The following is a 24,988-nucleotide window of genomic DNA, read 5'->3' on the forward strand; positions in this document are numbered from 1 at the left end:
GGCAGTTCACCAAGTACGGCCTGATCGTCACCGTTGTCACCGTCGCCCTGGTGGCGCCGTATCTGTGGCTGCGCTACCTGATGTGACGGAGCCGCTTTGACGAGGTCTTGGCCGGAGTCAGCCGCTTTGATGGTGCCAGCGTTGCAGCAGGGCGGGGAGTTCGCCGAGTAGGAATTCGTAGAAGGCGTGCATTTGCGTCAGGCGCTGCCGAGCGGGATCGCCCTCCTCGGTGGCGGCGATTCCGGCGGTCGCGGCTTTGAGCATGGCCTGGATGACGGTGTTCTGGCTGGTGAACAGGGTGGCCCAGGCGTCGTCACGGAGTCGGTAGTGCTCACGGCGGCTGCCGGGGGCGGGCAGGCGTTCGATCAGTCCGACGGCCAGCAGGGATTTGATGGCGCCGGAGACCGATCCCGCACTGGCCTCAAGTCGTTCGGCGATCTCGCCGGCGGTGACACTGTCCTGATCGGTGAACAGGAAGACCGCGAGCGTGCGAGCGGGCATGCGCTGAAGCCCGCCCTCGATCAAGGTCAGGGCCAGTCGTTCCGCCGCCTGCCACTGTTCAGACCTGTCGTTCAAGGCGCCTCCTTCTCAAGAGGCAGGCTATCGAACATGCTCACTCTTCAGTAATTTCTGAAACTTCGATACAGTCGTCACATCGGCCTCTCCGCGAGAGGACACGATGGTGTGCCGGGAAGCCTGGTCGGCGAGCAGCATTGCCGACCCCAGGAGACGACCCGATGCCTTCCCCGCCACCCCGGCCATTGTGCGCGACGCCATCGACCGGCCGACGGCACGGCCGTCATGCCGGCGTCGGCGGGCCGCTCGCGACCGGCACGAACCTGCCCGCCTCGGAGCACGCGATCTTCCACGACCATCAGCACCCGTCAGCCCTCTGGCTGCCCCTCACTTCAGGAGCATCGTGAAACTACTGGTTCTCGGCGGCACCCACCACGTGGGCCGCGCCGTCGTGGAGGCCGCGCTGGAGCGGGGCGATGAGGTGAGCACGCTCAACCGCGGACTCAGCCGCGCCCCCGCGCCCGGCGTGCGGCCGCTGCTCGCCGACCGCACCGACACCGAGTCCGTACGGCAGGCACTGGGCGACACCGAGTGGGACGCGGTCATCGACACCTGGGCCTGGGCGCCCAAGGTGGTGCGCGACAGCGCCCGCCTGCTGTCCGGCCGCGCCGGACACTACGGATACGTCTCCAGCCGCGGCGTACACCGCTGGCCCTGGCCGGCGGACGCCGACGAGCAGGCGCCGCTGGTCGACGGCGACCCCGCCAGTACGGACGACGCCGACTACGCCGCGGCCAAGCGCGGCGGCGAACTCGCCGTCCTGGAATCCTTCGGCGAGCGGGCACTGCTGGCCAGGGCAGGGATGATCCTCGGCCCGTACGAGGACGTCGGCCGCATCCCGTGGTGGCTGCGCCGCCTGGAGAAGGGTGGCAGGGTCCTGGCCCCCGCTCCCGCCCAGACGCCCTTGCAGTATCTCGACGTCCGGGACCTGGCCACCTGGATGCTGCGCTCGGCCGAACGCGGCCTGAACGGGGCCTTCACCGTGACCGGCCCGCCGGGCGCGACCACCCTCGGCGACCTGCTCACCACGGCGCTGGACGTCACCGGCTTCGACACCGAACTGGTGTGGACACCGCCGGAGCTGCTCCTGCAGCACGGCCTGCCGCTCGGCATGGAGTTCGGGCTACGACTGCCCGACGGCAGCGTGCCGAGCGGCATGCACGACGCCGACGTCAGCGCCGCACTGGCCGAAGGGCTCACCACCCGCCCGCTGCGCGAGACCCTCGCCGACACCTGGGCCTGGCTTCAGGCCGAAGGCGACCCCGCACCCCGCGCCGACGCCCCCTCCCCCGACACCTGGCTGGACGCCGCCGCCGAACAGCGGCTGCTCGACCAGCTCTCCCACTGAAGGAAGCACCCCATCATGCGCGCCGTCATCATCGGAGCCGGCATCGCCGGCCTGGCCACCGCCCTGCGCCTGCACCAGATCGGCTGGGACACCCTCATCGTCGAACGCGCCCCGGCCCGCCGCGGCGGCGGCTACGCGGTCACCTTCGGCGGCATCGGCTACGACGCCGCCGAACACATGGACATCGTGTCCGACCTGCGAGCCAGGGCCTTCGACACCACCGAGCTCGTCTACCACAAGAGCGACGGCTCCCGCCGCTTCGCACTCGATCGCGCCACCATCGCCGCCACCACCGGGCCACGCTCGATCACCATCTTGCGCGGCGACCTCGAAGCCGTCCTGTACGACAAGGTCCGCGACCACACCGAGATCCGCTTCGGCACCACCCTCACCCACGTCGACCAGGACGACCAAGGCGTCCGCGTCACCCTGAGCGACAGCTCGGTCGAGGAGGCCGACCTGCTGATCGGCGCCGACGGCCTGCACTCGGCCACGCGCTCCCTGCTGTTCGGCCCGGAGGAGGACTTCCTGCTCGACCTGGAGTACAAGGTCGCCGTCTTCATGCTGGACCGGCTGCCCGCCACCATCGCGCCCGGCGCGACCGGCACCTTGTCGTCCAACGGTCGTACCGCGGCGGTCATCAGCGTCGGCGACGGCCGCAACGTCGCCTTCTTCGGCTACCGCACCGACCACGCCCGCCCGGGCGAGGACGTCGCCACCCAGCTGGGACGCGTCTACGGCGACCTCGGCTGGGTCATCCCCGAAGCCCTCGCCGGCCTCCAGCGGGCCGACTCGGTCTACTTCGACACCATCAGCCAGGTCGTCGCCCCGTCCTGGAGCAAGGGCCGGGTGGTGCTGCTCGGCGACGCCGCCTGGTGCGTCACCCTGTTCGCCGGGTACGGCTCCTCGCTGGCCGTCGGCGGCGCCGACCGGCTCGGCACCGAACTGGCCGCCCACCCCGGCGACATCCCCGCCGCGTTGGCCGCGTGGGAGGCCGCGATCCGTCCCGAGGCCGAGCGCAAGCAGAAGCTCGGCCGCCGGGTCAAAGGCGTCTACGCCCCGGCCAACCCCCTGGTGCTGTGGCTGAGCCTGCTTCCGCTGCGGCTGGCGTCCCTGCCACCGGTGCGCCGGTACATGACCCGCCGCTTCATCAAGGGCTGAAGCCTTGTGAGATCTGGCCGGGCGGGCGGCCAGGTGTTACATTCCAGGCGTCTGTATGAACGTGCCCCCAGGAGGGGCGCGAACGTCGGTGAGCCGGGAAGCCTGGTCGGCCCGCGATCTTCCGATCGCGGAGCTAGGAGGCTTGCTCCCCATGCGCCCGACCACGACCCTGCTCGGTTGCGGAATCGCCGCCGGCGTACTCGTCCCCGTGCTGCTCCTGATCGACGGCGCCACCCGGCCCGGATACAGCCTCTGGCACAACGGCGCCAGCCAGCTCGGCACCGGCGAACGCGGCTGGCTGCAAACGGCCAACTTCGTGATCGGCGGGCTCCTGCTGCTCGCCTTCGCCGCCGGGGTACGCCGTGTTCTTCCTCCCGGCCGGGCCGCCGTCTGGGCGCCGTTCCTCCTGGCGGCCGGTGGTCTGGCGATGGTCGTGGCGGGGATCGTGCCCACTGATCCGGCCCTCGGCTATCCGCCGGGCCGGGCCGAGACGGTCACCACCGCGGGCCGCGTCCACGGGCTGGCCGGCCTGGTGCTGTTCGCCGCGCTGGCGGCCCTGCCGCTCGTGCCGGCACGGGGCCCGCACGCCGGGAGCCGAGGGTGGATGATCTACTCGCGATGGTCCGGGGCTCTTGTCATCACCTTCGCCGTCGCCGCGGGAATCGCCTTCCGCCTGGATGTTCAGGGCGTGGTCCGGCCGGCGCCCGCCGGGCTGCTCGAACACGCCGCCCTGCTGGTCGGCTTCGCCTGGATCACCGTCGCCGCCGCCCGCCTGCGCCGCCGGAACGCCGTCAGTGAGGTGGGATCGTGCTGCGTCCTGCCGGCCATCACCCGGCGATGAAGGAGCACCATATGGGCAGCGCAGGGGCTCCGGTCATCGAGGTGGCCGGCCTGACGAAGCGCTACACCGGCGTCGTGGCCGTCGACGACGTCAGCCTGAGTGTGCGCAGAGGCGAGATCTACGCGCTGCTGGGCCTCAACGGCGCAGGCAAGACGACCCTGATCCGCATGCTGCTCGGCATGATCGCGCCCACCGCCGGAACCGTGCGCGTCCTGGGGGCCGACGTGTCCGCCGGCGACCGCTCCGCGTGGGCGCGGGTGGGCTACCTGGTGGAGGCTGCCGCCGCCTACCCCGAGCTCACCGTACGCGAGAACCTGACCGTGGTACGCCGCCTCCGCCGCCAGCCCGGCAGCGCCGACGACATCATCGAGCGCCTCGCGCTCACCCCCTACGCCGACCGCCGCGCCCGCACCCTCTCCCTCGGCAACCTCCAGCGCCTGGCCCTGGCCAGAGCCCTCATCCACGCCCCCGACCTGCTCATCCTCGACGAACCCGGCAACGCCCTCGACCCCGCCGGCGTCGCCGAGATCCGCGCCCTGCTCGCCGACCTGGCCCGCCGGCACGGCACCACCGTGCTGCTGTCCAGCCACCTCCTGGCCGAGGTCGCCCGCCTGGCCCCCCGCATCGGCATCCTGCACCACGGCCACCTGCTCGGCGAACACGACGCCGACCGACTGGACCGGCACCGCCGCCGCCACCTGCGCCTGGCCACCCGCGACGACCAATCCGCCCGAGCACTGCTCCGCGCCCACGGCTACCGTCCCGAACCCGCCACGCCGACCGGTCTGCTGCTCGCCGACCCGCGCGCCCTGGCCGAACCGGAGCAGGTCGCCTCCGTCCTCGTGCACGGCGGGGTGCCGCCCACCGAGCTCCACTTGGAGGAAGAGGACCTGGAGGCGTTCTTCCTGCGTACGGTCGCGCCAGAAGAAGGAAGCGAACGTGCGTGAGGCACTGTGGGCGGAACTGCTCAAGGTACGGCGCAGCCGCCTGCCCTGGATCACCGCGCTGGCCTTCACCATCGCCGCGCTGGTGTGCGGGATGTTCATGTTCATCCTGGCCGACCCCGTCCGCGCACGGGCGTTCGGCCTGCTCGGCGGCAAGGCCCAACTGTCGGGCGCCACCGCCGACTGGCCCGGCTACCTCGCCCTGCTCGCCCAGGCCGTCGCGGTCGGCGGCCTGGGCATTTACGGACTGATCACCATCTGGCTGTTCGGCCGCGAGTTCAGCGACCGCACCGCCACCGACCTGCTCGCCCTTCCCACCTCCCGCACCGCCGTCGTGGCCGCCAAGTTCACCGTCGCCGCCATCTGGGCGCTGCTGCTGGCCCTGCTGCTCGCCGGGCTGGGCCTGCTGATCGGCGCGGTGCTCGCCCTGCCCGGCTGGTCGGCGCCGATCGTGGCCGCCGGGGTCGCGCGACTCGTGGCCGCGGCGGGTCTGGCCGCGCTGACCACCACGCCGCTGGCCCTGGCCGCCAGCGCCGGACGCGGCTACCTCGCCGCCGTCGGCGTCCTGTTCGGCATCATCTTCGCCGCCCAGATCATCGCCGCGCTCGGCTACGGCGCCGTCTTCCCCTGGTCGGTCCCCGGCCTGTACGCCGGAATCGCCGGCGCGGGCCAAGACCCGCCCGGCCCGGCCGGGCTGTTGCTGGTGGTGCTCACCGGAGCAGCCGGCGTCGCAGCGACCACCGCCTGGTGGAACCGAGCCGACCACACGCACTGACCAATCCCCCACCGCACGGAGTCCGAGCGCCAGGTGTTTGTCAATCGCGCGAAGAGGGCGGATACAAGCCAGCCTGGCGATAGACGGCACCATGCCGTCCTGCTGAGCGCGCCGCAACATCGCCGCGGCCGGCTCACGGCCGTGCCCATGACACGCGCGACCAGGACTCGGAATCCGGGACTGGCCGCCGTCTCAACCGCCGCGAGGACACGTTCGACAGGGTCGCCCGGACAGCAAACCATCTACGCCACCCGCTTCCTGACCGGGCTCGCCGATCGGGACCTCACTCTGGCCGACTGCCGTCAGGTGCACCTCGACGCATGGGTAGCCGAGCACGCCTCGGACGAAACGAGACGGGTTGGGCCGGCCACCGCCACCACGGCAGCTACACCGACGTTCACCTAACCCTTTGAGGAACGCAGTACTAGCTGGACTCGGTGGACGTGCCGGTGACCAGCGGCAGCGAGATCGACGTACCGGCCAGGTCGATGGTGACCTTGGCCCCGGTGCCGGGTTCGGCATCGTCCCCGCTGCCGTTGCCGGTCACGTCGAGGTTGAAGTCGTCGTTTGCGCCGGTCAGCACCAGGCCCAGCCGGTGTCCGGCCTTGAACTCGTAGTCCAGCGGCAGCGTCTTCCAGGTGATCTGGTACGACTTGCCTGGGGTCAGCGGTTCCTGGCGGCTGAGCGACTTGTGGTTCTGCGCGTCCAGGATGCCGCGGGTGACCACGTGGAAGCCGGAGGTCGCCGTGTTGTCGCCGGCCCTGAGGTAGCAGCCGTCGTCATCGGCCGTGCTCTGGCCGACGCAGTCTTCACCGCCGAGAAACTTGAGGCCTTCCGCGGACGTCGCGGTGCGTTCGCGGTAGTTGATGCGGGTGTCGGTGCCGTAGTCGACGAGGAGGACGCCCAGGTTGGCGGTCGGCTTGTCCAGCTTGAGACGCAGGCTCACCGACGGTGTCCCCGACAGCCGCGTCGCGTTCTCCAGCGGCGGGGTCAGGAAGGCCAGCCTGTTGGGGTTGGCGGTGGCGGGATCGCCGGCCATCGCGATCTCGGTCTGGGCGGTGTCGAGATAGCTTCCGGAGCCGGTCGAGGGCTTACGGCCCAGGGAACCGTCATGCTGTGGCCGCAGAGTCATCGTGCGCGTCGACGCAGGCCAGTCGGCCTGGGTGACCCATCGGCCCGGGCCGAGCTGCACGTCGGCGCGCGGCTGACGCATGATGTCGTTGGGGACGCCCATCAGCTCGTGGTCGAACCACTTGTTCAGGGTGGTGAGCCACACGTCGCGGCGGGCCCAGAACGGATCGAGGTGCCCGTACTGGGTCACCCACGCCTTGCGCTCCACGGTGCGGGGCAGCTTGGCCCACCACTCGGAGAACTGGCTGCCCACGACGTTGCGGTCCTGCATGCCCATCACCGAGAAGACACTGGCGCGGACGTTGCGCGCCTTCGAGATCGGCCCGGTCCGGTAGTTGCGCTCGTCCCAGTAGGCGTTGTAGTTGCCGGTGGCGTCGTCCGAGCCCTCGCGCAGGCGCTGGTGCACCGCCGCGCATTTCTCATCCGGATCGAGGTCGACCCGCTGGGCCAGCTCCTCCTGCCCGCCCTTGTACCAGGTAATGGTGCCGTTGTTGCGCGATGTCTCGTATCCGCTGGTGTAACCCGAAATGTTCACAATCGTCGCCAGCCCCGGCACGCCGGTGCCGGCCACGCCGACACCGAGCGCTCCCTCATAGGAATGGCCGATCATCCCGGTGCGTCCGGTGGTCCAGGCGGCTTCGACCGGATCGCCCTTGTCGTCATAGGCGATCGCCCGGCCGTTCAGCCAGTCAATGACCGCCTTGCCGCCCAGCACGTCGGAAGCGCCGTAAGTGGTCGGGCAACCATCGGACAGCCTGGTGCCGATCATGTCGACCGACACGAACGCGTATCCGCGCGGCACGAAATAGTTGTCCCAGTACATCGGGAACTTCGTCACGTTCCCGTTCGCGTCATACTTCTTGTGTTCGCTCTCGTAGCCGACGCCCGGCACGTCGTAATACGGGCTTTCATGCATGATCACTGGGACCTTCAGCGCGGAACCGGACTCCTTCGGCCGGATGATGTCCACCCGGACCAGATCCTTCTTGCCGTCCCCGTCACTGTCGACCGGCGACTGCACCCGGACGTGCTCGCGGATGGCGTCCTGATAGGAGAAGACCGGCTGCGTGAGCCCGCCGGAGACCTTGATCTCCGGCTCCGCCGTCGCGGACGCGACGGGGGCAGCGGCCACTACGAGCGGGAGCTCAAGCGCGACTGCGGCGAGGAACCCTCGCCATCGGGGGTTTGACATGCGGTCTCCTTCGAGGATGGTTACGCGGGATCAGCGGTAGCCGTCGAAGCACACGGAGGCGGGCGGCGACAAGCCTGCCTCGGCGCCGGCGAACGGTGAGGATGTGGCATGGCTCGGCCGTTGGCGTCAGGTCCAGCAGGGCAGGTCACGGCGCCTTCGGCGATGTCGGAGAAGCCCTGATCTAGGAGCCACGCCGTGATCTCGTAGCCGTACGCGGGCCGGCCGGACCGGATCGCCAGGACGACGCCCTCCAGCACGCCCTTGAGCATCTCCGTCACCTCCTCACCCATGGAAACTCCGCACTTCCGCTACTCAGTAGTGCTAACTACCGGTACAAAGTAACACTGACTACCGGTACTCAGCAACACCGAATAGCTGCGAAGCCGCGCCCGCAGAGTGGGGCCAGCGGCCTGATCATTGCTCGTGAGCCTGCCGCCCATGGAGGCGGGACGGGCCATGCCAAACCGACCAGACTTCGACCGCGGGCCGAGGATGGTCTCGGCAAGCCGGCCGGACTCCATGCGCATGGCACGCGGGTCGAGGCGCAGATCCCGGACGCCTGACGTGCAGCTGTACTCGACGCTCACCCAGCCGTCCTTGGACTCCGCGCGTGCCGTCGTGGTACTGCCGGTCGACCCCCAACTGGTTGAAGAGGCGGTCGGCGTCGGCCGCGAGTCGTTCGGGGTCGATCCCGAGCTCTTCCTTGAAGCCCATGATCACTCCCAGGGGAACGTGTACGAGCCGTCGGCGTGAATCCGCGATGGAGTCGCCAGCGGAGAGACTCACAAGATCTATGAGCTCGGCTTGGCCCTCGGGAGCAGCCAGGTCACCTGCGACCTGATGGCAGCGCCTCGTCCTCGCTCCCGGACTGCTCCGAGATCGACAGGACGCGTTCCACGAGATACGGCCACCCGGAGGTCACTTGCAGCAAACGGTCGCGTTTGTCCTCTGCTGCGAACTTTCCTACCTCCAATGCCCAGACCTCCAAGCCACGCCGGTCATGGCGCCGGAGCCTGACCACACCCACCTCGTCGGTCTTCATCGAAGACTCGGGTCCAGAACGGCAGGGTGGTGGTGTCCGCGACCAGGATCACTGAGCGGGTCACTACGCTTGTTACCGGACGCATGTGGATCGCGCTGGACAGGCTCTCCCAGCAGCCTTCGGGCTTGGTGCCGTTCGCGGCCAGGTCGGACAGGATGAGCCGCCGTCGGCCAGGGGTGCCGATGGTCAACGCCTCGGTGAAGTCCCGGCGACCACCTGCGACAACGTGTTGGAAATGCGAGATGGTGATCGGCCATCGGGCGCCGTCGATCAGCGTCCGTCGGGTCTGTCGGGCGCTGACCTCAGGTGGGACCGATTCCGTCTTCGCGCGAACCAGTTCGGTTTCGACCTCCTCGCTCGTGCCGATCATGCTCAGCGCGTTGGGCGAACGCAGGCGCCATCCGACTCCGTCGGTATCGGGCCGCAGCACCCCAAGACCGACGAGCTCTGACAGGTAGGAGCGAAATGCCTCGGCGTCGAGCTTGGCGAATCCCTCCGGCCACCATGCCTGACATTCTTCGACGAGTTGAGTGTCGGACATGCGGGCGTCGAGCTCGTTCTCGTACGCGTAATGCGCGAGCACGTTGGCGATGACGTTGTAACGTGGGTCGAGGATGAGCGTCTCGCGGAATGCGCCGATGATCTCATGGCGCAGCTCTGTATCGGAGTCCACAGCCTCCACAACCTCTTCGGTGATCGAACAGGGCGGGCCGCCAAGGTCCTTCGTGCGCCTTTCGTGCATGGCTTCGCTCAGCCGGCTGCCGAACATCTGCAGGAGGTAGAGCTGATAGGTGCAGTGGTTCAGGATACGATGCACGAGTTCCGGCGCCTCGAACGAGAACCCTAGAGCGCCGAGCAGGCGTGTGATTAAGTCGAAGGCGTGCTTCGGGCGCAGCGGACCGACGACCATCGCCTTGCCGATGTGACTGAAGGGCCGTTACTCGTGAGTTTGGCGAAACGCTGCACGGAATGCAGTACGGCGAAGACCATTTTCGCCCGCCCGTCCGACTCCAGTACGAGTTCTTTGAGCCTCTTGGTCTCGCGAAAATTGGCCACGTTGGAGTAATCCGATTCAAAGAATTCGTCGCACTCGTCCAGCAGTATGAGAAGCCTGCGGCGGGAGTCCCTTCGCAGCCAATCCAGGATCCCGTCGTGAAGCTCCTTCCAAGGATCCCGGTGCTGCTTCTTGGAGGCGGGCGGCCGGACTACTCCCGCGGTCTTGAGTGTCTGGCTCAACCGGTCCCAGCGCTCACACTCGCCGAGATCTCCGAACGCCAGGCGTTCAGCCACGTCGTTTGGGACAAGGACCGCGCAGCGGTCTTCAGAGTTGCTGCCGCACACCTCGGTAATGGTTTCGACCAGGCGATGCCGCTGGGGCGGCCGTCGGCGCGGGGCAGCGGCGGGCCGCTGCAGCTCCCGGGTCGGGGGCTTACAGGTCGCGGGCTTTGCCCGTCGAGGATCTGACCACCAGGCGCGGCGCGAAAACGTGATCCACGTGTGGGGCGTGATACCCCTGCAGCGACTGCCACATCGCCGTCGCCACCGCAGCCGCCATCGCCTCCACCGGTTGCTGTACGGTCGTCAGCGCCGGGTCGCCGTGCACGGCCAGGTAGGAGTCGTCGTATCCGACGACTGACACCTCGCCCGGAACTGCCAGCCCGGCCTCGCGGACGGCCGCGACCGCACCCAGCGCCATCAGGTCGCTTCCTGCGATCAGCGCCGTCGCGCCGACTGCCAGCAGCCGCCGGGCGGCTGCGTGACCGCCGGTCAGCGAGTAGTCCGACTCGACATGCAGCATGTCGTCCACTGAGCCGAACGAGCGTCGCATTTCCCGGCGCCAGCCTGTCAGCCGGTTCTGCGAGGGCCGCAGATAGCCCTGACCGCCAGCCAGCCCGATCCGCTCATGGCCGAGTTCGCGCAGGTGTGCCACCGCCATCGCCGCGCCCGCCGCCTCGTCGGTGGTGACCGTGGAGACCGGGAGGTCGGGCACCTGGCCGCCTACCAGCACCATGGGGATGCGCTGTTGGTGGAGCTGCCAGTAGAAGCTATGGTCGGCGGCCGGGTTGGCGTGTCGTCCCGAGATGAGGACCAGGCCTTGGATGCCCCGCCGTACCAGGGCGGAGATGTAGTCGAGCTCGGTCGGGCCCTTGGCGGTGGAGCTGCCGATCAGCGCGGTGACGCCGTGGCTGCCGAGCTTGGCCTCGATGGCGCCTGCCAGTAGCGGGAAGACCGGATTGTCCAACTCGGGGACGATGATGCCGACGAACGGCTCAGCTGCGGGTGCGATCAGGCCGTGTTCCCGCATGCCCCGCAGGACCTTGGCCCGCAGTTCCTCCGAGACGCCGGGCCGGCCGTTGAGCACCCTGCTGACCGTCGCGGCGCTCACTCCCACGCGGGTGGCGATCGTCCGCACGGATGGTCGAGGCATGGGGGACCCTTCGAGAATCCGGTGAAACATGTTTCGAAGTGTTGCGGCGCCGTTTCCACGGCTCCTAAGCTCGCGACACATCTGACCTGGTGAACAGCGCATTTTGGAGCATTAACAGCATGGGGCATCGAAGAACACTCTGCAACACCCGGGCGCACCACGACGGGTCGCCGCTGTACGTCAGTGATTCGTCGCCGTCACTCGGTGATCACGTTCAGGTGTTCCTGCGTACCTCGCTCGACCTGGACGTGCGGCAAGTCCACGTGCGTACCACGCCGGACGGCGAGCCCCGGTTCGCCGAGGCGACGGCCGACCGGGTCACCGGTTCCGAGATCTGGTGGCGCGCCACGGTCAAGATGGTGAACCCGGAGTGCGGCTACCGTTTCCTGCTGCAGACCGCGACCGGCCCGCTGTGGCTGACCGCTGCTGGGCTGTCGCCGCTGGACGTGCCGGACACCACCGACTTCGTGCTGACCACCTACCCGCCCCCGCCCGCATGGGCCGCCGACTCAGTGATCTACCAGATCTTCCCCGACCGTTTCGCCCGCTCAGGCAGAGACCATGGGCCCGACCCCGCGTGGGTACGGCGGGCTGACTGGGACGACCCGATCCCCTGGGGCAGAGACGGCGCGTTGCAGCAGGTCTACGGCGGAGACCTGTGGGGCGTGACCGACCGCCTCGACCACATCGCCGACCTGGGTGCGAACCTGCTGTATCTGACGCCGTTCTTCCCCGCCCGTTCCAACCACCGCTACGACGCGACCACCTTCGACAGAGTGGACCCGCTACTCGGCGGCGACGAGGCGCTGCGCGCGCTGACCGATGCGGCCCACCTCCGCGGCATGCGCGTCATCGGCGACATCACGCTCAACCACTCGGGCGACGGCCACGAGTGGTTCGCCGAGGGCAGTCCTGTACGCGAGGACTTCTACTACGTGGACGGGCCCGACTACGCCACCTTCGCCGGCGTCAGGACGCTGCCCAAGTTCGATCATCGTTCCGCCACACTGCGCCGCCGCCTCTACGACGGCCCAGGCTCGGTGATCGCCCGTTATCTGCACGAGTTCGGCCTCGACGGCTGGCGGGTGGACGTCGCCCAGTCGGCGGGCCGCCACGGCGGGGTCGAGCTGAACGACCAGGTCGCCAGGCTGACGCGAGCCACAGTGGGCGACGCGCTGCTGCTGGCAGAGCACCAGTTCGACGCCTCCAGCGCACTGCGCGGCACCGGCTGGCACGGCACGATGTCCTACGCCGGTTTCGCCCGGCCCGTCTGGTCATGGCTGGCGCGGGAACGCTCCACAGAGTTCTGGGGCGTGCCCGGCCCGATCCCGCAGTACGGCGGCGCGGACGTGGCGGAGGTGATGCGCCGCTACGCCGCGCTCATCCCGTGGCGGGCCTATACCCACAACCTGACGCTGCTCGACTCGCACGACACGGCCAGGTTCCGGTCGATCGCCGGGCGCGAGCACCAGCATCTGGGCGCCGCGCTGCTGCTCACGCTGCCGGGCCTGCCGATGATCTTCGCTGGTGACGAGGTCGGGGTCGAGGGGGTGCATCTGGAGGACGGCCGCCGTCCCTTCCCCTGGGACACCGCCCGCTGGGACCACGGAACCCACCGGCTCTACCGCGACCTGGTGGGGCTGCGCCGCTCGCACGAGGCCCTGCGCACCGGCGGCCTGCGCTGGCTGCACGCCGACGCCGACACCCTCGTCTACGAGCGGGCCACGCCGGGACAGACACTGCTCATCCAGGTCAGCAGGGCCGCGCACGAACCGTTCCGCGCCCCCGCGGCAGGAGCCTGCCTCACCGGCGGCCCCGACCTGCGCCCGGGAGCGCCCATGCCCGCCGACGGGCCCGCCTTCCACGTCTGGGAGCTCGAAGCATGATCGACATTCTGCGCGGCGTCCACTCCGCCGCACTCGGGAACGCGCGTGACGTTTTCGTCTACCTGCCGCCCGGCTACGACCCCGCGGACGGCCCCTACCCGGTGGTGTACCTGCACGACGGACAGCACCTGTTCGCGGCGGCCGGGCTGGAGCCGAGCTGGCGCCTGGACGAGACGCTCGACGCCCTGATCACCGCCGGGACACTGCCGCCGCTGGTCGCGGTCGGGGTGTCCAACGCGGGCGAGGCTCGCGGCGCGGAGTACTCCCACATCGCGCCCTACCCCCGCGACCCGTACGGCAGGCTCGCCGGGCAGTCCTACGAGGACTTCCTGATCGACGAGTTGATGCCGCTGATCCGCTCGCGGTACGCGGTGACCGGCGCGGCCGAGCGGACGGCGGTCATGGGCTCGTCGATGGGCGGCCTGGTCAGCTACCACCTGGCCTTCCGGCGGCCCGAGGTGTTCGGTCTGGCGGCGATCATGTCGCCGTTCCTGGTGTTCGTCGACCCGCAGACGCTGGAGGAGACGCCCGTCTACCGGCGTTTCACCGAACGGGGGCCGCGCCGGGTGTGGCTGGACATCGGCGGGATGGAGGGCCTCATCACCGTCCACCACGCCCGGGAACTGGCCGAGCAGCTCATCGGGCTCGGCTACCGCCCGGACGCCGAGCTGCGCTACCGGCACGACCCGGCGGCCCCGCACCACGAGAGCGCGTGGGCGATCCGGGCGGCCGACGCGCTGCTGCACCTGTTCGGGACGGAGGGCCCGCCGGTCGAGCTGTCCGTCCCCGCCCCCGCCCCTGACGCCGAGGTGGCCGCGGTCGGCCAGGCCGTGGACGTCGCGCCGCTCGCGCTGCGGGCCGACGGCTGCACGTACTCCGCGCTCGGCGCCGGCCTCTCCTGGGACCCCGAGCCCCTGCTCAAGCCGGCGGGCACAGCCCTGCTCACCCCCACCGCACCCGGCCTCGCGCGGGTGCGGGCCACAACGGGCGGCCTTACCGTCGAACGCGAGCTGTCCGTCGTGGACGGCGAGCCCACCGCGACGCTCGACGTCACGGTCATCACCCCAGCCGGCACCCCAGAAGCCGACACCGTCTACTTCTCCGGCCTGGTCACCACCCCGATCGCGCCCGGCGTGCACCACGGCGTCTGGCGGCTGCCCCGGGGGCTCGGGCTCAACGGCTCGGTCGGCAGGGGCTGGCGCTGCGACGGGCTGGACTCCGACGGCCTGCCCGTCAGCGAACCGCTCAGGCACGACCGCGACCGCCGCTTGGTCGTCCACGTCCACGGCTGGAGCGACCCCGGCGCCCAGCACGACCCGCACCAAGGCACCGACGGCACCGACGGCTCATGAGGAGCACCCACATGCGCACGACCATCCTGGCCGTGACCGGCCTGGCCCTGCTGGCCGCCGGTTGCGCCACCGCCACCCCAGCCACCCCCGCCCCCGCCGCGAAGGCGGCGGCCGTCCTCACCGTCTGGGCCGACGACAGCCGCGCCAAACCGCTGCAGGACCTGGCCGCGGCCTTCCAGAAGGCCAGAGGCGTCCAGGTCAAGATCGTGCAGAAGAGCATGGGCGGCCTCCGCGACGACTTCATCTCCCAGGCCCCCACCGGCCAGGGCCCGGACCTGATCGCCGGGCCGCACGACTGGCTCGGCAAGCTCGTCCAGAACGGCGTCGTCGCCCCGATCGACCTCGGCGCCACCGCCGCGGCCTTCCCGAAGCTCGCGCTCGACGCGATGCGCTACGAAGGCCAGACGTACGGTCTGCCGTACGCGATCGAGAGCGTGGCGCTGCTGCGGAACACCAAGCTCGCGCCGAAACGGCCGCAGACGTTCGGCGAGCTGGTCGCCGCCGGCCAGAAGCTGGTCCACGACGGCAAGGCGGACTTCCCCGTCGGGCTGCCCGTCGACCCCAAGGCGGGCTCGCCCTACCACCTCTACCCGCTGCAGACCTCCTTCGGCTCCAGCGTGTTCGACGGCGGCGAGCTGGGGATCGACGACAAGGGCGGGCTGGCGTTCGCCGCCTACCTGCGCGGGCTGGCCGAAGCCAAGGTGATCTCCACTTCGCTGAGCGGCGAGATCGCCACCGACGCCTTCCGCGAGGGTCGCACCCCGTACCTGGTCACCGGGCCGTGGGACGCGCCCGCGCTGGCCAGGTCCGGCCTGGCCTTCTCCGTCGAACCGGTGCCCCCGGCGGGCGATCAGCCCGCCCGGCCGTTCGTCGGCGTGCAGGGCTTCTACGTCAGCGCCAAGTCGGCCAACCCGATCCTGGCCAACGACTTCCTGCTCAACTTCCTGGCCACCCCCGACGCGCAACGCGAGCTGTACGCGGCGGGTGGCCGGCCGCCGGCCCTGACCTCCCTACGCGAGGAGCTGCGCGGCGACCTGGTGCTGACCGGATTCGCCGAGGCGGCGCTGGCCGGCAGCCCCGCGCCCAACGTCCCGGCCATGGACGCGGTCTGGGGCGACTGGGGCCTGTCGCAACTGGCGATCATCACCGGGGACGGCGATCCGGCGAAGCTGACCAGGGACGCCGCCGACCGCATCCGAGCGAAGATCGCGAACTGACCGATGAACAGGTGTGTGAAGCCGCTGGTGCTGGGCGTGGTGGACGCGTTCGCGGTCTACGGGCTGGTGGCGCTCGCCGGTCAGCGCTCGTGGTGGGCGTTCGCCGCGATGCTGGCGGGCACGCTCGCGATCAACGTCATCTACCTCGGCAAACGGCGCGTCCCCGCGAAGTACCTCGCGCCGGGCGTGGTCCTGCTGCTCCTCTACCAGGTGTACGTCGTCCTCTACACCGGCTATGCGGCCTTCACCAACTACGGCGACGGCCACAATGGCACCAAACAGGACGCGGTGGCCGCGATCCTGGCGGCCAGCGAGGTCAGGGTGCCGGGGTCGCCCGTCCAGCCGGTCCGGATCGTCGAGCGGGACGGCGAGCTGGGGTTCCTGGTGAGCGGCAGGGTCGGTTCCGCCACGCGGCCGCTAATCCCGGGGGCGGACCCGGACGGGTGGCGGCCGCTGACGTACGCCGAGGTCGTGGCACAGCAGGCGGAGATCACCGCGCTGCGGGTGCCGGTGCCGGGCCAGGGCAGCCTGCGCACCTCCGACGCCGTGACGGTGGCGACCTACCGTTCGACGCTTCGCTACGACGAACGCGCGGGCACCGTCACCGACCCCGCCGGCACTGTCTATCGTGACGACGGCCGCGGCCGGTTCGTGGCGCCCGACGGGAGGGCGCTCAGTCCCGGCTGGAAGGTGTTCGTCGGACTGGAGAACTTCCGCACGGTCCTCACCGATCCCGGCATCAGAGGCCCGTTCCTCGGCGTGCTCGGCTGGACCTTCGCCTTCGCCGGGCTGTCGGTCGGGCTGATGTTCGCCCTCGGGCTGGGCCTCGCGCTGGTGCTGGACCGGCCGGGACTGCGCGGGCACCGGGCCTACCGCTCCCTGATCGTGTTCCCCTATGCCTTCCCCGCCTTCATGGCGGCCATCCTCTGGCAGGGGCTGCTCAACCCCGACCACGGTTTCGTCAACGCCGTCCTGCTCGGCGGCGGGCACGTGCCGTGGCTCACCGACCCCTGGCTGGCCAAGCTCAGCGTGCTCGCCGTCAACGTCTGGATCGGCTTCCCCTATATGTTCCTCATCTGCACCGGCGCGCTGAAGGCCATCCCGCCGGCGCTCACCGAGGCCGCGCAGCTCGACGGCGCGAACCCCTGGCGGGTGCTGCGCCACGTCAAGCTGCCGATGCTGCTGGCCGCGACCGCGCCCGTGCTCGTGGCCACCTTCGCCTTCACCTTCAACAACTTCAACGTGATCTACATGCTCACCGGCGGCGGCCCCAGGGACGCGTCCTCACCGGTCGACATCGGCTCCACCGACCTGCTCATCTCGCTGGTCTACAAGCTCGCCTTCGGCGGGAGCGCCAGAAACTACGGCCTGGCCTGCGCGGTGTCCATCCTCATCTTCGCCGTCATCGCGGCGATCTCGCTCGCCGGGTTCCGCAGGGCGCGCCGGCTGGAGGAGAGCTGACATGGGCCGCTGGTTCCTCAGGTACGGGTGGCGCCACGCCGTCGGCGTGGCGGCGGTCGCCGTGGCGCTGTTCCCGCTGCTGTTCGTCCTCGCCGCCTCGACCAACCCGAGCGGCACACTGACCGGCTCGAACGACCTGTTCACCGAGCCGACCCCGGCGCACTACCTGGCGCTCTTCACCGACCCGCTGCACCCCTTCCCGAGCTGGTTCGCCAACTCCATGATCATCGGCTTGACGACGGCCGCTGGGTCGGTCTTCCTCGGCGCGTGCGCCGCCTACGCCTTTTCCAGGTTCACCTTCACCGGACGCAGGGCCGGGCTGCTCATGCTGGTCTTCGTCCAGCTCTTCCCGCAGCTCCTGGCCTACGTCGCGATCTTCCTGCTGCTGTCGGCGCTCAAGGACGTCTTTCCCGCCATCGGCCTCGGCAGCAGGCTCGGCCTGGTCATGGTGTACCTGGGCGGGGCGCTGGGCGTGAACACGTACCTGATGAAGGGCTTCTTCGACACCGTCCCCAGGGAGCTGGACGAATCCGCCCAGATCGACGGCGCCTCGCACGCGCAGGTGTTCTTCCGCGTGCTGCTGCCGCTGGTCGCCCCGATCCTGGTGGTCGTCGGACTGTTCTCCTTCGTGGCGACGCTCAACGACTTCGTCATCGCCGGGCTGGTCCTGACCGACCCCGACCAGCAGACGCTCGCCGTCGGCCTCTACCAACTCGTCTCCGACAAACTCGGCCAGAACTGGGGGCTGTTCGCCGCCGGCGCACTGGTCGGAGCGCTGCCTGTGCTCGTGCTGTTCCAGTTCTTGCAGCGCTTCATTGTCGGTGGCCTGACCAGCGGCGCGGTCAAGGGCTGAGGCCCGTGCAGGCACCCGTCATCAAGTCAACGTGATCGATCTGGCGAAGTCGAACGCGGCGATGCTGCGCAGCCCGTCCGATGGCACGTAGGGCTGCGATCCCTCCAAGGTGATGAGTGATAAACCTCGTGCCGCGCCGGGTCGGGCACCAGCCCCCCTTCTCCTGGTTTCACGCCCGCCCGCGACATCGCCAGTATGCGCAGGTTGCCCTGATAACCGATGCTGCCGGCGACCGCCCACACCGCGGCTTGCGCCCTGTCGGCCTTGGCCGGCGCGAGCAGCCGATACGACCAGCCCGCGATGAGGGCATCGCGCCCCACGTTCGCCACAGCGGGGATCCGGTTCCGGTAGACCTGTTGTGAAGGGACTGCACAGATCTAGGAGCGCCTGAGAAGGCTCGTCAGGGCTTGTTGTGCGGTCACCCCGGCCGCTGGTCAGCCTTCTGGGTGCCCGTCGTAAACTCGGATCTTGTATTCGGTCGTCTCCAGGGCGAGAGTGAGCTCGCGGATCTGCCGCACGATGCGCTCGCGCTGGTCGAGCATGATGCGCCGGCGTTCCGGGACGGTGCTCGGGCCCTGCTCGACGAGGGCGATGTAGCGCTTGAGATCCTGCATGGTCATTCCCGACAGCCGCATCCGGGTGAGGAAGATGAGGCGGCGCAGGTCGAACGCCGAGTATTCGCGGTAGCCGGAGGCGTTGCGTGCCGGCCGCAGGAGTCCCTCCTGCTCGTAGTAGCGGAGGGTGTGGGGAGACAGGCCGATCAGGCGGGCGGCCTCGGCGACACTCTTGGGCGCCGCCGAGGTCTCGATCGTGGTGTCGTCAAGGAGTCTGTGCAGCGCATCGATGACCGACGCGGACGGTTCGTCGTCGGCGGCGAGGATGCGCTCGATCAGGTCTTCGGTGGCCATGTTCGACAGGGTACGGAGCTCAGAACGCGCGCAGCGCCGGCGGCATGCCGGGAAAGTCGGCCGTCTGGCTCACATGCGCCCACTTCTCGACGTCGCTGAGCGCGTTGCTGTAGCTGCGGGTGAGATTGCGCACGGCCTCGGTGCCGAGCGGAAGCCTGAGCGGTGCATCGGGCGTGTCGAGCATGTCGCGGATGGCCGAGGCGGCGCGTGCCGGGTCGCCCTCCTGGATGCCGTCGGCCTCGACCATGTTCGCGCGGACGGCGCCGAGCACCTCGTCATAGATCGGGCGCTGGTCCACGATGTTGAGTACCTCGGCAGCGTTGAAGGCGGTACGGAAGCGGCTGGGCTCGGCGATGAGGACGCGGACGCCGAACGGCGCGACCTCGCCCGCCAGTGCCTCCGACCAGCCTTCGAGCGCGAACTTGCCGGCCGAGTAACTGCCGACGGCAGGGAAGGACATCCGCCCGCCCTGACTGCTCATCTGCACGATCGCACCGGAACGACGCGCACGCATGTGCGGCAGCACCGCGCGCACGTAGGCGGCCGGGCCAAAGAGGTGCTGCTCCAGCATGTCGCGCAACTGCGCGTCCGTGACCTCCTCCGCGGCGCCCACCTGCCCGGCTCCGGCATTGTTGACAAGGACGTCGACGTGCCCGAACGCGTCGAGCGCGCGCCGTACGACCGCCGCGGCCGCGTCCGTGTCGCGCACGTCGTGCTCGACCGGCAGGAGCCGGTCACCATACTGAGCCCGCAGCGCGTCGAACCGGCCGGTCCGCCGCGCCGTGCCGAGTACATGCTCGCCCGCGGCCAGCGCCGCCTCGGCCAACGCCAGGCCGAGTCCGGAGCTCGCACCGGTGATGATCCAGGTCTTGGTTCCGTTTGTCGTAGTCATGACGGCGAAGATAGACATTCGAGCGCGCTCGAAGGCAAGCAGACCATCCGGCGGCGCAACGGTGATCGTCAGTTCCAGAGGGTCGGGCCGGAGGCGCAGAAAGGCGAAGGGGCACTCGCAGCGGTCTACGCGGCGGCCCCTGGACGGGGCGTGATGGTCGCCTGGCCCGCACCGCACGCTGTCGTGGACACGCCTGAGCCAAGGCCGGCGCAGCCGGAGGGAAACGCGGTCGAACGCGTGCGGTCGCAGGCAGTGTTCACCATGCCCGCGCGTTCCAGGCCGCTGGCGGCGATCAGCGCCACGGAGGTGCTGGTCCGGGGCGAGCGAGGAACGCTCGAGGTCTACGACGCGGCCTCCAAGCGTTCACGAACCGTCGCCTCCCTCAGCCAGGCGCAGCAGCTGGCCGTCGACTGTGAGCGGGCGGCCTGGCTGGCCGACGGGCAGGTCTGGGCTGCTCCCTTGCGGGCTGGCGGGGAGGCGAGGAAGGTGGGGCCGATCCCTGGCGAGAACGTCGATCACATGGCGCTCGTCGGCCAGGACATCGTCTGGTCAGCACCGCTGGACGGGGTCTGGCGGATGAGGGTCGCCAGCGGAGTCCCCGAACGGGTGCTCAGGCCGAAGGGACTGCAGCTCGTGGAGTGGCCGTGGGCGACAGACGAGCCTCTGGACGTGCGCACAAATCCGACTAGAGTCGTCAATCTGCAGACGGGAGACACCACTCAGGAGACGACACCGTTGTCCAGAGCAGCGACGACGACGTCCATCAAGGGCTGCGCGACTACCCCTGTCGGGATCGGTTCTTCACCGGCTCCGACGACATCTACGACGCCCGCACACGGACGGCCGTGCCCCTCGAGGGCGCCCAACTGTCGTCGGGTGGCCGGCAGTGGTCGTCAGGTAGCGATGTCATGTTCTGGACGCAGGACAGCGGCGTCCGCGTGGTGAACCTGACAGCCGTTTCTCAGTCGTAGAAGGTATCGACAACAATCAGATCATTGACCACTCGCGGGCCGAGCCCGGTTCGCCGCTTCCAGTCGCGGTACCAGGACGCCCAACCGTCGCGCTTCTGCCAGGATGTGTCGTCATGCGTGGGCTCGCGTCCGGAGCCGGCGGTTCAGGATCGATGCTCCCGCGCAGAGGATGCCGACCAGGAACGGATGCACAGCGCCGCGTTCAACGAGTCCGATGATGCCGACGATGGTGTCGCCGGCGGAGAAGATGGCGGCGAGATAGAGCAGCATCGCAAGCAGGCCGATCATGCCAACCGTGATCAGCGCTCTCCCGAGTACCGGCGAGAGTCCGACCCGCCTGCGCATGCTTCCGAGCACGATGGCCAGCAAGTTGCCACCGATGAAGCCCGCGAAGGCTCCCAAGCTGTGGAATTCGCCGGTGCCGTCTTCGAGTGCCTCGCCGGAGCCGGGAAACAGCGCGAGCAGGATCCCGCCGACGGCCAGCAGGGTCGCGGGCACCAGCGCGGCCCAGCGGTGTCGCCACGGCAAACCGCGCAGCAACGCGGTACCGGCGAGGATCGTGATTCCGAACAGGAAGAAGCCGGTGTTCATCACCCACGCGAGCGGTGAGTACATGTACTGCCCGAACAGTGTCGAGGGTCCGCGGACTCCCAGGTCGCTGATGAAGTGATGGGTGTAGCTGTAGGGCGGATCGGTCCAAGCCGCGGCGGCGATGACCTCGGCAAAGAGGAAGATCGCGGGCCCGGCGAGGAGCAATGCTCCTGCGGCTCGGCGCTGAGAAGGCCGACTCATATCGGGGATGAGTGACTCGGGCTGTGCCTCGTTGGCGGGTTTCGCTTGCTCGATGCCCGAGCGCGAGTTCGCGTTCATGTCGTGGTCCCTCCTTTGGCATCAGTACGAGCGGGCTGGTGGGAAGTTCGCGTGAACTCGGTCCTGCCGCTCGACTGACTCGCTACACCCACTCACTTACTATATCGAGACTACTTTCACAGTCAATGTAGTTAGAGCTTCACTCAAGTAGGATCAAGCCATGGTGGATGCAACAGCCGCGGGACGACGCGAACGCAAGAAGGCAGCGACGCGGGCGGCCATCCTGGATGCGGCAACGGCGCTCTTCCTCGAGCGAGGCTTCGACGCGGTCACTGTTCGCGAGATCGCGGACCAGGCGGATGTGTCACCCAAAACGGTCTTCACGCACTTCCCACAGAAGGAAGCACTCGTCTTCAGCGACGAGGATGACCGGCATGAACGCCTGGTGGCCGCGGTCAGCCGCCGGGCGCCGGGAACCACGATCTCCGACGCGTTGAAGGCGCACTACCTCTCAGAGCTCGCCGCTCTGCGGTCAGAGCCCCAGCGCCAGATACTCACCCTCATGGAAGAGACGCCGGCTCTGGTCGACTACGCGGAGAAGATGTGGTTCCGCCACGAAGGCGCCCTGGTCACCGCGATCACCGAGGAGTCCGGGCTCACTGTGCCGAGCGACGAGATTCGCTTTTACGTCCGGTTCGCGCTGCAGATCCAACCCAGCGCCACCCGCGAAGCAGACCCGGAGCGGACCATCGATGCAGGATTCCGACTCCTCGATCAGGGCTGGACGCATTGCCGGGAAGAGCTCGGAATATAGGGGCGGCTGGACACTTGGTCGTCGTAACGGTGAGTCGGCTAGGTGTTCGGTCCCGTGAGGTTGGGTACGCGGCTAGCTGTATTGACCACGAGGGTTGTTGACAGCCAAGGGCTTGATCAATGGACGGCATCCGCTGTGGTGTAGGTGTCGAATCTTCACCAGACAGAGGCCTCGCGTCCCACCGTAACGCCTGACTGACCGTTCATGGCCGGCGGCTGCTCATCCAACGCGTCCTGTCCGGCCGTCCCGTCGCCCACGTGGCGGCAGAGATGGGCATCTCCCGGCCCACCGCCTACACGTGGCTATGTCGTCAGCGCACCACACGTTCGCGGAGAACCGATAATTCCGGCTGGAAGCGCCGACGCCGCGGTCACGCACCGGGATCAGAGTGCCGTCCACGATCCACAGCCGCTCCGCAGCCTCGGCCGCCCGCTGTGCGGGGCCTAGAGCCAGCAGCGGGCCCAGGCATCTGGGGCATCCTGCGGGCGCTGGAGCGGGTGGGGCTCGTGACCTTGGCCGACAAGACATCCGATGGGCGTAAGAGTCAAGCCGCGGCTGGGGCGGTGGGTGGAAAGGCAATTGTCTCGTTGTAGTGCAGACGCTTGTGAAGGCAGCGGTGGAGGCAGCCAAGGAAGCGGTTGAACAGGTTGCGGAAGGCAGCGGCGTGTCCGTCGCATGCGGCTCGTCGCCGGTCGTAGTGGGCACGGGCTCCGGGCGAGAGATTGAGTGCGGACAGGCCCCAGGTGAAGCCCACGGCCGCGAGTCTGTCGTTCTTGATTCTGCGGCAGGAGACGACGCGGCTGCGGCCAGAAGCCCGGGTGACAGGGGCTGATCCGGCGAACGCCTTGAGGGAGTCGGGCGCTGGCGAAGCGGGTGCGGTCGTCGCCGATCTCAGCCAGGATCCGCGCGCCGGCTTGGTCGGCGATGCCGGGGAAACTGGTGATGATCTCGTAGTCGGGGTGTTGCTGGAACGCCTCTTCGGTGGCTTGTGACAGCTGTTCGATGCTCTCGCATTCGGTGCTGAGTGTGGCGAGAAGGCGCAGTGCCTGGACGCCCATCGCGTGCTCGACGAGCGGGTCTTGGCGCAGGTGAGGGCGGCGCAAGATGGCATGGAGTTCAGCGGCGACCTCCTCGACATGGCGTTGGCGGCCGGCCCTGCGCAGGGCTGCAGCGATCTTCGCCTGGGAAACTTTGAGGGCGGCTGCCGGGGTGGGGGCCAACTGCAGCAGTGCCCGGGTGAGTGCAGTGGCGAGGTTGCCGCTGCGGTTGGCGGCCGCTCGAGCATCGCCGGATAGTACTCACGTAGCAGGGAGCGCAGCTCGTTTCCTGCACGGGTCCGTCTCCAGGTCGCGTCCTGGCAGGCGCGGGCAAGCACCTTGATCGAGCGGGCGAGCTCGGTGTCTGCGGGCAGTGGCCGATGCACGTGGTGGGTCACGTCCACGGACGTGGTGTACGAATCGATCTTCGCGTGATCCTGTTTCTGCAGGTTAAGCGGTAAGTGTCTGCGGAAGCCGGCTCTGGGCCGGTGCGTCGCCGTCGATGAGCCGAACGCGGGCCTTGGCCAGGATGTCCAGGCCCATATAGCGGCGGGCTTCGACCCACTCGTCGGTCTGCTCGGCCAGCACCGCGCCGACCAGCCGGACGATCGAGGGCCGGTCGGGGAAGATGCCGACCACGTCGGTGCGGCGGCGGATCTCTTTGTTCAGCCGCTCTTGCGGGTTGTTGGACCAGATCTGCGGCCAGATCTCGCGCGGGAAGCCGGCGAAGGCGATCAGATCCTCCCGGGCGGCGTCGAGATGCTCGGCGGCGGCCGGATGCTTGGCCTCCAGCGTCTGCACCACCCAGGCGTGCTGGGTGCGCACCAAGGCCGCATCGGGCTGATCGAACACCGTGCGGACCAGGGTGGCCACGAACGGTTGCGCCGCCTTGTTCACGCAGGTCAGCAAGTTCCGCAGGTAGTGGCTGCGGCACCGCTGCCAGGACGCGCCGGCAAGCGTGGCACCGATCGCCGCCACCAGCCCGGCGTGACAGTCGGAGATGACCAGCTGAACGCCGGACAGGCCGCGGGCGACAAGGCCGCGCAAGAACGCCAGCCAGCCCGCGCCGTCCTCAGCGCTCGTGACGTCCAGACCGAGGATCTCGCGCCGGCCGTCGTCGTTCACCCCGGTGGCGACCAAGACGTGCACGTTGATGATGCGGCCGCCCTCGCGCACCTTCTGGGTCAGGGCGTCCAGCCAGACGAAGGCGTACGGGCCGGCGTCCAGCGTCCGGGTCCGGAACGCTTCGACCTGCTCATCCAGCGTCTTGGCCATCACCGAGACCTGGCTCTTGGAGATGTGCTTGATGCCGAGCTGCTCGATCAACTTGTCCACGCGCCGGGTCAATG

Annotated in this window: 20 protein-coding genes and 2 pseudogenes; 14 read left to right on the forward strand and 8 right to left on the reverse strand. The window is 69.1% G+C overall.

The features are described from left to right. Window positions 1-117 precede the first annotated feature (117 nt). Window positions 118-576 carry a GbsR/MarR family transcriptional regulator gene (locus ACWEJ6_RS47755; RefSeq protein ID WP_387666977.1) on the reverse strand — a complete coding sequence of 153 codons (459 nt, stop codon included), beginning with the start codon at window positions 574-576 and terminating at the stop codon, window positions 118-120. Between the two features lie 343 nt (window positions 577-919). On the opposite strand from ACWEJ6_RS47755, the gene ACWEJ6_RS47760 reads away from it, so the two are divergent. From ACWEJ6_RS47760 to ACWEJ6_RS47780, 5 genes are all read left to right on the forward strand, one after another. Then, window positions 920-1,924: an NAD-dependent epimerase/dehydratase family protein gene (locus tag ACWEJ6_RS47760; protein ID WP_452432009.1), complete on the forward strand. Its 1,005-nt coding sequence runs from the start codon at window positions 920-922 to the stop codon at window positions 1,922-1,924. A 15-nt stretch (window positions 1,925-1,939) separates the two neighbouring features. Next, a complete protein-coding gene (locus tag ACWEJ6_RS47765) occupies window positions 1,940-3,085 on the forward strand; it encodes an FAD-dependent oxidoreductase (RefSeq protein WP_452432011.1) in 1,146 nt (381 codons plus the stop codon). 151 nt (window positions 3,086-3,236) lie between these two features. Then, the gene (locus ACWEJ6_RS47770) at window positions 3,237-3,926 is read left to right on the forward strand and encodes a DUF998 domain-containing protein (RefSeq protein ID WP_452432012.1); all 690 of its coding nucleotides are present in this window, start codon (window positions 3,237-3,239) and stop codon (window positions 3,924-3,926) included. Window positions 3,927-3,937: 11 nt separating this feature from the next. Further along, on the forward strand, window positions 3,938-4,873 hold the full coding sequence (locus ACWEJ6_RS47775; RefSeq protein WP_452432013.1) for an ABC transporter ATP-binding protein: 936 nt from the start codon (window positions 3,938-3,940) through the stop codon (window positions 4,871-4,873). After that, on the forward strand, window positions 4,866-5,645 hold the full coding sequence (locus ACWEJ6_RS47780; RefSeq protein WP_452432014.1) for an ABC transporter permease: 780 nt from the start codon (window positions 4,866-4,868) through the stop codon (window positions 5,643-5,645). The genes ACWEJ6_RS47775 and ACWEJ6_RS47780 overlap by 8 nt, the downstream gene beginning before the upstream one ends. Window positions 5,646-6,069: 424 nt before the next feature. Here the strand turns inward: ACWEJ6_RS47780 and ACWEJ6_RS47785 are convergent, their stop codons facing one another. Continuing rightward, window positions 6,070-7,968, reverse strand: coding sequence for a CocE/NonD family hydrolase (locus ACWEJ6_RS47785; protein ID WP_452432015.1), 1,899 nt, complete (start codon window positions 7,966-7,968; stop codon window positions 6,070-6,072). A gap of 564 nt (window positions 7,969-8,532) precedes the next feature. Between ACWEJ6_RS47785 and ACWEJ6_RS47790 the strand changes: the two genes are divergently transcribed. Then, the gene (locus ACWEJ6_RS47790; RefSeq protein WP_452432016.1) at window positions 8,533-8,721 is read left to right on the forward strand and encodes a hypothetical protein; all 189 of its coding nucleotides are present in this window, start codon (window positions 8,533-8,535) and stop codon (window positions 8,719-8,721) included. 245 nt (window positions 8,722-8,966) lie between these two features. Here ACWEJ6_RS47790 and ACWEJ6_RS47795 read toward each other — a convergent pair whose 3' ends face one another. Beyond that, window positions 8,967-9,920 (reverse strand): hypothetical protein, encoded by a 954-nt coding sequence (locus ACWEJ6_RS47795; RefSeq protein ID WP_452432018.1) that lies wholly within the window; start codon window positions 9,918-9,920, stop codon window positions 8,967-8,969. A gap of 519 nt (window positions 9,921-10,439) precedes the next feature. Continuing rightward, the gene (locus tag ACWEJ6_RS47800) at window positions 10,440-11,468 is read right to left on the reverse strand and encodes a LacI family DNA-binding transcriptional regulator (protein ID WP_452432040.1); all 1,029 of its coding nucleotides are present in this window, start codon (window positions 11,466-11,468) and stop codon (window positions 10,440-10,442) included. 188 nt (window positions 11,469-11,656) lie between these two features. Here ACWEJ6_RS47800 and ACWEJ6_RS47805 point away from each other — a divergent pair, with 188 nt between their 5' ends. From ACWEJ6_RS47805 to ACWEJ6_RS47825, 5 genes are read left to right on the forward strand one after another with little or no spacing between them, the layout of a single operon-like run. Beyond that, window positions 11,657-13,324 (forward strand): glycoside hydrolase family 13 protein, encoded by a 1,668-nt coding sequence (locus ACWEJ6_RS47805; RefSeq protein ID WP_452432020.1) that lies wholly within the window; start codon window positions 11,657-11,659, stop codon window positions 13,322-13,324. Next, complete coding sequence (locus ACWEJ6_RS47810; RefSeq protein ID WP_452432021.1) at window positions 13,321-14,676, forward strand: alpha/beta hydrolase; 1,356 nt, start codon at window positions 13,321-13,323, stop codon at window positions 14,674-14,676. The genes ACWEJ6_RS47805 and ACWEJ6_RS47810 overlap by 4 nt, the downstream gene beginning before the upstream one ends. 11 nt (window positions 14,677-14,687) lie before the next feature. Then, window positions 14,688-15,893, forward strand: coding sequence for a sugar ABC transporter substrate-binding protein (locus tag ACWEJ6_RS47815; RefSeq protein ID WP_452432023.1), 1,206 nt, complete (start codon window positions 14,688-14,690; stop codon window positions 15,891-15,893). Window positions 15,894-15,896: 3 nt separating this feature from the next. Then, window positions 15,897-17,354 carry an ABC transporter permease subunit gene (locus tag ACWEJ6_RS47820; protein WP_452432024.1) on the forward strand — a complete coding sequence of 486 codons (1,458 nt, stop codon included), beginning with the start codon at window positions 15,897-15,899 and terminating at the stop codon, window positions 17,352-17,354. A gap of 1 nt (window position 17,355) precedes the next feature. Next, window positions 17,356-18,207 (forward strand): sugar ABC transporter permease, encoded by an 852-nt coding sequence (locus tag ACWEJ6_RS47825; RefSeq protein ID WP_452432025.1) that lies wholly within the window; start codon window positions 17,356-17,358, stop codon window positions 18,205-18,207. Between the two features lie 434 nt (window positions 18,208-18,641). Here the strand turns inward: ACWEJ6_RS47825 and ACWEJ6_RS47830 are convergent, their stop codons facing one another. The 3 genes from ACWEJ6_RS47830 to ACWEJ6_RS47840 all read right to left on the reverse strand — a co-directional run bounded on the left by ACWEJ6_RS47830 (window position 18,642) and on the right by ACWEJ6_RS47840 (window position 21,848). After that, window positions 18,642-19,115: a MerR family transcriptional regulator gene (locus tag ACWEJ6_RS47830; RefSeq protein WP_452432026.1), complete on the reverse strand. Its 474-nt coding sequence runs from the start codon at window positions 19,113-19,115 to the stop codon at window positions 18,642-18,644. A gap of 19 nt (window positions 19,116-19,134) precedes the next feature. Continuing rightward, a complete protein-coding gene (locus tag ACWEJ6_RS47835; protein WP_452432028.1) occupies window positions 19,135-20,007 on the reverse strand; it encodes an SDR family NAD(P)-dependent oxidoreductase in 873 nt (290 codons plus the stop codon). 1,082 nt (window positions 20,008-21,089) lie between these two features. Next, a complete protein-coding gene (locus tag ACWEJ6_RS47840) occupies window positions 21,090-21,848 on the reverse strand; it encodes a DUF998 domain-containing protein (RefSeq protein ID WP_452432030.1) in 759 nt (252 codons plus the stop codon). Window positions 21,849-22,008: 160 nt separating this feature from the next. Between ACWEJ6_RS47840 and ACWEJ6_RS47845 the strand changes: the two genes are divergently transcribed. The 3 genes and pseudogenes from ACWEJ6_RS47845 (at window position 22,009) to ACWEJ6_RS47855 (ending at window position 23,594) form a co-directional block, all read left to right on the forward strand. Continuing rightward, window positions 22,009-22,602 (forward strand): TetR/AcrR family transcriptional regulator, encoded by a 594-nt coding sequence (locus ACWEJ6_RS47845; protein WP_452432032.1) that lies wholly within the window; start codon window positions 22,009-22,011, stop codon window positions 22,600-22,602. 194 nt (window positions 22,603-22,796) lie between these two features. Further along, window positions 22,797-22,919, forward strand: a pseudogene (locus ACWEJ6_RS47850) (helix-turn-helix domain-containing protein); the annotation flags it as partial. 456 nt (window positions 22,920-23,375) lie between these two features. Next, on the forward strand, window positions 23,376-23,594 hold the full coding sequence (locus ACWEJ6_RS47855; RefSeq protein WP_452432033.1) for a hypothetical protein: 219 nt from the start codon (window positions 23,376-23,378) through the stop codon (window positions 23,592-23,594). 495 nt (window positions 23,595-24,089) lie between these two features. Here ACWEJ6_RS47855 and ACWEJ6_RS47860 read toward each other — a convergent pair. Continuing rightward, window positions 24,090-24,983 (reverse strand): annotated as a pseudogene (locus ACWEJ6_RS47860) (IS256 family transposase); the annotation flags it as partial. Window positions 24,984-24,988 lie beyond the last annotated feature (5 nt).

The organism is Nonomuraea sp. NPDC004702 (genome assembly GCF_053601695.1).

Bases quoted from the DNA above. Each gene is read 5' to 3' on its own strand.
- ACWEJ6_RS47795 (WP_452432018.1), bottom strand. From the start codon at position 9,920: ATGGTCGTCGGTCCGCTGCGCCCGAAGCACGCCTTCGACTTAATCACA.
- ACWEJ6_RS47825 (WP_452432025.1), top strand. From the start codon at position 17,356: ATGGGCCGCTGGTTCCTCAGGTACGGGTGGCGCCACGCCGTCGGCGTG.
- ACWEJ6_RS47810 (WP_452432021.1), top strand. From the start codon at position 13,321: ATGATCGACATTCTGCGCGGCGTCCACTCCGCCGCACTCGGGAACGCG.
- ACWEJ6_RS47800 (WP_452432040.1), bottom strand. From the start codon at position 11,468: ATGTTTCACCGGATTCTCGAAGGGTCCCCCATGCCTCGACCATCCGTG.
- ACWEJ6_RS47765 (WP_452432011.1), top strand. From the start codon at position 1,940: ATGCGCGCCGTCATCATCGGAGCCGGCATCGCCGGCCTGGCCACCGCC.
- ACWEJ6_RS47815 (WP_452432023.1), top strand. From the start codon at position 14,688: ATGCGCACGACCATCCTGGCCGTGACCGGCCTGGCCCTGCTGGCCGCC.
- ACWEJ6_RS47785 (WP_452432015.1), bottom strand. From the start codon at position 7,968: ATGTCAAACCCCCGATGGCGAGGGTTCCTCGCCGCAGTCGCGCTTGAG.
- ACWEJ6_RS47775 (WP_452432013.1), top strand. From the start codon at position 3,938: ATGGGCAGCGCAGGGGCTCCGGTCATCGAGGTGGCCGGCCTGACGAAG.
- ACWEJ6_RS47820 (WP_452432024.1), top strand. From the start codon at position 15,897: ATGAACAGGTGTGTGAAGCCGCTGGTGCTGGGCGTGGTGGACGCGTTC.
- ACWEJ6_RS47770 (WP_452432012.1), top strand. From the start codon at position 3,237: ATGCGCCCGACCACGACCCTGCTCGGTTGCGGAATCGCCGCCGGCGTA.
- ACWEJ6_RS47835 (WP_452432028.1), bottom strand. From the start codon at position 20,007: ATGACTACGACAAACGGAACCAAGACCTGGATCATCACCGGTGCGAGC.
- ACWEJ6_RS47840 (WP_452432030.1), bottom strand. From the start codon at position 21,848: ATGAACGCGAACTCGCGCTCGGGCATCGAGCAAGCGAAACCCGCCAAC.
- ACWEJ6_RS47830 (WP_452432026.1), bottom strand. From the start codon at position 19,115: ATGGCCACCGAAGACCTGATCGAGCGCATCCTCGCCGCCGACGACGAA.
- ACWEJ6_RS47845 (WP_452432032.1), top strand. From the start codon at position 22,009: ATGGTGGATGCAACAGCCGCGGGACGACGCGAACGCAAGAAGGCAGCG.